The 576-nt window shown below is 63.4% G+C and carries 1 pseudogene; it reads right to left on the reverse strand.

Features of this window, described 5'->3' with window-relative positions:
* Positions 1-214: 214 nt before the first annotated feature.
* A pseudogene (locus M8523_RS36510) lies at positions 215-576 on the reverse strand (hypothetical protein); the annotation flags it as partial.

Here is a 576-nt window from a genome sequence, read left to right on the forward strand (position 1 = left end):
AAATGATCTGGGGCAATGAAGGGCATGAAATCACCGTGAGCGTTGCATTTCATCGGGAACGGGAGGGGGTGGCAAGGCGCCGGAGCTGCACTGCGGAGACGGCTCCAGACGGCCCCTCCAAATTGTAGTCCTTTGGCTGGTCTGCTTTGCCGATGCGCCTGAGCCCACCCGTAGGCTCGGGTCAGCACTACGGGTGCGGGATGGCACTGGGGCGTCAGGCCACCCGGGCCGCCAGGAGATCCACGATCCGCAGTCGCGTCGCGCGCAAGTCGTTGGCGGGTGCGGCTGCCGGTTTGACGGCACGCGGCCGGTCGACATAGGCAACCGGCAATCTCAAGTTGACGCTGTCCACGAATGTCCAGGCGGCTTTCAGGGTCTCGAGATCCGGCTTGGCGTTGCAATGGCCCCGCAACTCGCTGACCAGGAAGGCGCGGCCTGTCCGTTCCTGTTCGGAGGGCACGCAGGCCACATCCAAGATCGCGATTCGGCGTCCATTGCAAAGCACGGAAAAAAGCCGGGATGTCTTGAAGGTCGCCCGGTTCCCATAGCTGCCGACACAATGGTGCATGGACCGTC

This window comes from Lichenifustis flavocetrariae (genome assembly GCF_026130545.1).
GTDB lineage: Bacteria > Pseudomonadota > Alphaproteobacteria > Rhizobiales > Beijerinckiaceae > Lichenihabitans > Lichenihabitans flavocetrariae.